The organism is Sulfuricurvum sp., from assembly GCF_019163035.1.
Lineage (GTDB): Bacteria > Campylobacterota > Campylobacteria > Campylobacterales > Sulfurimonadaceae > Sulfuricurvum.
The window spans coordinates 21,851-27,180 of record NZ_JAFLKV010000045.1 but is presented as its reverse complement, the minus strand read 5'-3'; the positions used below and the strand labels follow the sequence as shown (position 1 = coordinate 27,180).

At 43.3% G+C, this 5,330-nt stretch carries 6 protein-coding genes and 1 pseudogene; 5 read left to right on the top strand and 2 right to left on the bottom strand.

Going from position 1 to position 5,330, the window contains the following annotated elements; all coding sequences use genetic code 11:
- The 4 genes from JZU62_RS04250 to JZU62_RS04235 form a co-directional block, all read left to right on the top strand.
- Positions 1-1,011 (top strand): GGDEF domain-containing protein (locus tag JZU62_RS04250; RefSeq protein WP_295012229.1); only part of this gene is annotated, 1,011 nt, incomplete at its 5' end.
- A gap of 54 nt (positions 1,012-1,065) precedes the next feature.
- Entirely contained in the window at positions 1,066-2,484 is a 1,419-nt protein-coding gene (gene ovoA / locus JZU62_RS04245) for a 5-histidylcysteine sulfoxide synthase (RefSeq protein WP_295012228.1), read from the top strand.
- Positions 2,420-3,640 (top strand): pyridoxal phosphate-dependent aminotransferase, encoded by a 1,221-nt coding sequence (locus tag JZU62_RS04240; protein WP_295012226.1) that lies wholly within the window; start codon positions 2,420-2,422, stop codon positions 3,638-3,640. The genes ovoA and JZU62_RS04240 overlap by 65 nt, the downstream gene beginning before the upstream one ends.
- Positions 3,633-4,040: a pyridoxamine 5'-phosphate oxidase family protein gene (locus JZU62_RS04235; RefSeq protein ID WP_295012224.1), complete on the top strand. Its 408-nt coding sequence runs from the start codon at positions 3,633-3,635 to the stop codon at positions 4,038-4,040. Before JZU62_RS04240 ends, JZU62_RS04235 begins: the two co-directional genes overlap by 8 nt.
- Here the strand turns inward: JZU62_RS04235 and JZU62_RS04230 are convergent.
- Positions 4,018-4,194, bottom strand: a complete 177-nt coding sequence (locus JZU62_RS04230; RefSeq protein WP_295012222.1) for a uracil-DNA glycosylase — start codon at positions 4,192-4,194, stop codon at positions 4,018-4,020. The genes JZU62_RS04235 and JZU62_RS04230 overlap by 23 nt on opposite strands.
- A 45-nt stretch (positions 4,195-4,239) precedes the next feature.
- Between JZU62_RS04230 and JZU62_RS04225 the strand changes: the two genes are divergently transcribed.
- Positions 4,240-4,929: a dUTP diphosphatase gene (locus JZU62_RS04225; protein WP_295012220.1), complete on the top strand. Its 690-nt coding sequence runs from the start codon at positions 4,240-4,242 to the stop codon at positions 4,927-4,929.
- On the opposite strand, the pseudogene JZU62_RS04220 reads toward JZU62_RS04225, so the two are convergent.
- A pseudogene (locus JZU62_RS04220) lies at positions 4,914-5,330 on the bottom strand (lipid A biosynthesis acyltransferase); the annotation flags it as partial. The gene JZU62_RS04225 and the pseudogene JZU62_RS04220 overlap by 16 nt on opposite strands.

Below are 5,330 nucleotides of genomic sequence, written 5' to 3'. Positions count from 1 at the left end.
CTAAGTGATCCATACGGAAAAAAACTTTACAGTTACCACAAAAATAGTTCGAAAAATTCAGTAGAAGAACATTGTGCACTTTATGATATAAAACAAGCGATTCAAGATCCTGTGACAGGAGAAAAAATCGCAATAGTTTCGCTCCATTTTGACGATCATGAATATAAAGTAATGCTGCAAAAGAACAAAGAGGTGGCAATTAGAATTTTGATAATTACGATTATCCTTTTATCTATTTTCATTTTTTATGCCCGAAAAGAGTTTGAATTTTTAAAAAAACTGAGTGAGCATGTTTTCCAATACGATCCTCAAATCAATAATTTTACCCTTACCAAAACAGATAGACAAGATGAAGTCGGTATTATTCATAATGCTATTATTTCGATGGTTGCTAAAATCGGTACGTATGCTGCCCAATTAGATGAATTAAATGAATCATTAGCGACAAAAGTACAGGAACGGACAAAAGAATTGGAAGTGGCTAATTTGCGTCTGCAAGAGCTTTCCACGACCGATTCACTCACGCAGCTTCCTAATCGAAGATACCTTGAAGAGTATTTGCAGAATATATGGGGATTCGCCAAACGTAATAATGCCGTTATATCCATAATCATGTGTGATATTGATTATTTTAAGCATGTTAATGACAAATATGGACACATCGTAGGAGATTTCGTTTTAAAAGATGTTGCCCACTTTTTAAAAATATCACTAAAAAGAGATACCGATTTTATTGCGCGATATGGTGGGGAAGAGTTCATTATAATTTTGTATGACACAACTATTCAAGCTGCTGAAGAGGTTTGTATCAATATTCAAACTAATTTAAAGAAAATGGATGGTTTTGAATATAGGGATGTCAAATTGGAGCCGATAACATTAAGCTTCGGTATTGGAAGTGTTGTTCCTAATGAAGAGAATCAGCCGCAAGAATTGGTAAAGCTAGCGGATATAGCGTTGTATCAAGCAAAAGAAAATGGTAGAAATCGCTTTGTATCTATCGGAAATTAAGAGATCGAGCTAATTTGGATAAAATACTTTAAAAGTCGAAATAAGGATTGATGTGTGTTAAAAAGACAGATGAAGTCGGTACGATTAGAGGGAAATGATACTACCCATAAACGTGAAGAGTTGAGGGCCTATTTCCATCAAAGCTACGATTTGTTTGAATCCCTGTTCGATCTTTTGAAATCGGATGACGTTTATTACCTTCAATCCGAACCCACCCGTCATCCGATGATTTTTTATTTCGGACATACGGCGATTTTTTATATCAACAAGCTCGTTGCTTCCGGTGCATTAAAAGAGCGTATTAACCCCCATTTCGAAGAGCTGTTTGCCGTCGGTGTCGATGAGATGACATGGGATGCCAGCAGCGATTCTCTGAAATGGCCGAGTATCGATGAAGTGCGCACTTATCGACAAAAAGTCCGTCATCTCGTGGATGAGATGATTGCCACACTTCCGATGAAGCTTCCCATTACTAAAGAAGATCCATTGTGGGCGATATGGATGGGGATTGAGCATGAACGTATCCATATTGAGACGTCGAGTGTATTGCATCGTCAGATGCCATTAGAATTTGTCCTCCCTCATGCGGATTTTCCGATTTGTCCGATTCATGGAGATACTCCTGAAAATGCTTTGGTTTCTTTTACTGCATCAAAAGTGATACTCGGTAAAGGCTCAGAAGACCAAGGGTTGTACGGGTGGGATAACGAATACGGCAATGCGGTAGAGAGTGTAGAAGAGTTCCACGTCTCGAAATATCTCGTCAGTAACGGTGAGTTTATGGATTTTGTGATGGCAAACGGATACGGGGTGGATCGTTGGTGGGATGAAGAGGGATTGCGTTATCTACAAATCCGTAACGCGACGTGTCCGCCATTTTGGGTTTTACAAGTGGATGGGAGTTATAAATACCGCTCTTTGACTCACGAGATCGATATGCCCTATAACTGGCCGGTTGAGGTCAATGCCCTCGAAGCAGAAGCATTTTGCCGATGGAAAAGTGCCCAAGATGGGCAAACCTATCGCCTCCCTACCGAAGCGGAGCACAGAGCAATGGTACAAGAGGGGGGGATGGATGAAGAGGTGTTTGACGATTCACGTGCCAACATCAATCTCGTCCACTATGCCTCTTCTGTTCCTGTAGATACCTTTGCTCATGGAAAGCTTTATGATGTCGTAGGAAATGTATGGCAATGGACCCAAACGCAGATGGACGGGTTTGAGGGGTTTATAACTCATCCGTGGTACGATGATTTTTCAGAGCCGACGTTTGATGGTCGGCATAACCTTATCAAAGGGGGATCGTGGATATCGACGGGGAATGAGATACTCCGAGAATCACGGTACGCCTTTCGTCGTCATTTTATCCAGCACGCCGGATTTCGCTACGTGATCAGCGAGGGTGAGTGTGAATCCGAAAAAAATGAGCGGATTGAACGGATGTTTAGTGTATGGAAAAAACGGTATGGATGAGTTTCGTTTTATTGATCGCAGTGGTACTAATGCCGAAAAATATACCCTGAGAGAAAAGCTTTTTCATACCCAAGAGGTTCAGCCCCTTTGGGTCGCCGATATGGATATCGCAACCCCTGAATGTGTGATCCATGCGGTTCAAAAAAGACTCCTCCATCCGATACTCGGATATGAGATTATGAGCGATAGCGCCTACGAAGCGCAGATTGGGTGGATGAGAGAGCATCAAGGTTTTGAGATAAAGCGCGAATGGCTCAGTTACTCCCCTTCGGTCGTTGCTTCTATCGGATGTGCAATCCGTGCATTCAGCGAAGAGGGGGATGAAGTGATCGTGATGGATCCCGTTTATCCCCCGTTTTACAGTATGGTAAAAGATAATAACCGATCCTTACTTCTCCATCCATTGAAACAAGATAGCGCAGGGATTTACCGTTTTGATATCGAGCGTCTACGTACTCAAATCACACCGAAAACTAAACTGCTATTACTCTGTTCCCCTCATAATCCGATAGGGCGGGTATGGAGCCGTGATGAGCTTCTGGCATTGGGAACATTGTGTCTGGAACACGGTATCCGCCTCATCAGCGATGAGATTCACTCCGATATCGTCTTCGCACCGCACCAACATATCCCGATCGCGTCACTCTCTGATGAGCTTTTAAACAATACACTCACGCTGATAGGACCGGGGAAAACGTTTAACATGGCGGGATTTTCGATCTCGACAGTATGTATCGTCGATGAAACGATGCGAAAACACTATGAAGAAGAGGCACATCGTGTCCATTTCGGAGATGGTGCGGTATTGTCACATGTGGCATTTGAAACCGCGTACGCTGAGGGGGGAGAGTGGCATCAAAAACTATTAGAACATCTAAGGGTTAATGCCAGTCTCATCGAAGCGTGGGTGGCAGAATACCCTGCGATTAAGTTTCGCCCTCCTGAAGCGACCTATTTGGCATGGCTAGATTGCAGAGCGCTTGGATTAGGGGATCGAGAACTGCGAGAGTTTTTTGTTCACAAAGCGGGGTTAGGGCTGAGTCCGGGGCTGAGCTTCGGGAAAGAGGGGAGCGGTTTTATGCGCCTTAACTTTGCAGTACCGACATCGGTGCTTGGTGATGCGTTGGATCGGTTAGAGAAGGCTTTAAATGATTGAAAAAATAGAGCGCTTCATAGGAGAACATCATCTCCTCTCCTTGGCAACAATGGGGAAGCGGTTATGGTGCTGTTCGATGTTTTATGCGTATGATCCTAAAACAGTCTCGTTTATTGTCGCTTCTGATGAGACGACCGAACACATGAGCAATGTGGCGCAAAATCTTCATGTCGCGGGAACGGTTGCGCTGGAGACCAAAACGGTGGGGAAAATTCAGGGGATACAGTTTGCAGGGGAAATGGAGAAATGCGCCGATGGGTTAAAAAGCTTCTATTTCGATGCGTTCCCTTACGCACGTGTCATGAATCCGACATTATGGATGATACGGCTCGATGAGGTCAAAATGACCGATAACACTTTGGGGTTCGGGAAAAAGGTTACTTGGAGACGGGAGTTTTAAGGGTAAAGTAGCTGCACGGTTTTCCGCTCGAATTTTGGACGACCATTGAGGGGATCATCTTTGCTTTAAAGCCGTATGCTTTACATCCGTGCGGTTGATTGGCTTCCCATGTGACAAAATAGTAGATACATTTATGACAGATAATCTTTTGCATGGGTGGAATTTTAGCGTATAATTAGAAACTTTTTAAAGGATAGATATGAATAAATTGCTCTGTATGCTCGAATTGCAACAAACATTGAACGATGCCACTAATGGGAGAGGGTGGGAAAAAGGGACCACCAAAAACGGCAAAACGATTAACTGGCGTCGATGTATTACTATGGAATCGGCGGAGATGATCGATTCGTTCGGATGGAAACACTGGAAAAGCATTGCGCAAGCAACCGATTATGATAATCTCCAAATCGAGATTGTCGATGTGTGGCATTTTGTGATGAGTTTGGTGTTGGAATTTACTTATAACAGCGGTGCAGAGAGTATCGAAGAATTGGCAACGCGAATTTTTCAAACGCCGGAGTATCAAAAGCTTATCAGTGATACACCGCTTCCTTTTGGAGCTGATGATCTGTTGATGATTAAAATCGAAAATGTGATGCGTCTTTCGCTCATCCCTCTCTCCCCTGAAATGATCGGTGCATTGATCGAAGAGTTTTTCGATTTGACCTATTTGGGCGCATTAAATGAGACGCAGTTGTATCGTTTGTATGTGGGCAAAAACATCCTCAACCAATTCCGTCAAGACCACGGGTATAAAGAGGGACATTACATCAAAATGTGGAACGGTGCAGAAGATAATGCGGTGATGAAAAATGCGTGGGAAGCGAATCCCGATATGACTCCTGAGGGGTTATACGAAGCGCTTAAAGCGGCTTATCCGGCAGTATAAATCTCTTTATACTCCCCTTTCCATCGTTTATGGCACCAAAACCATAGCTTCGGATCTTTTCGTATTAAGCGTTCGAGGGCACTGACTTGCTTTTGGGTCGCTTCTAAAATGGCTTCTAAACCCTCTCCCTCAACTTCGATAGGATCTTCAAACGTAATCGTGTAGTGTTTCTCATCGTCACTCGTGATATAAACGCCCACAATGGGAAAATGGAATTTACTGGCAAGTTGAGCTGCGGTTGATGAGTGATAGGCATCATGAGAGAAAAAATTGGCGGATACTCCATATTTGGCGTTACTTCCTTGATCTATCATCAGTAATACGGAGCCGTTATTTTTGAGGGTTTTTGCCATGTGTTTGAGCGCTCCGCTTTTTTCGGCGAGTACCATTTTATGTCGTGT

What these genes read in the sequence shown, in the direction of transcription:
- JZU62_RS04235 (WP_295012224.1), top strand. Translation starts at nt 3,633, where the DNA reads ATGATTGAAAAAATAGAGCGCTTCATAGGAGAACATCATCTCCTCTCC.
- JZU62_RS04230 (WP_295012222.1), bottom strand. Translation starts at nt 4,194, where the DNA reads ATGCAAAAGATTATCTGTCATAAATGTATCTACTATTTTGTCACATGG.
- JZU62_RS04225 (WP_295012220.1), top strand. Translation starts at nt 4,240, where the DNA reads ATGAATAAATTGCTCTGTATGCTCGAATTGCAACAAACATTGAACGAT.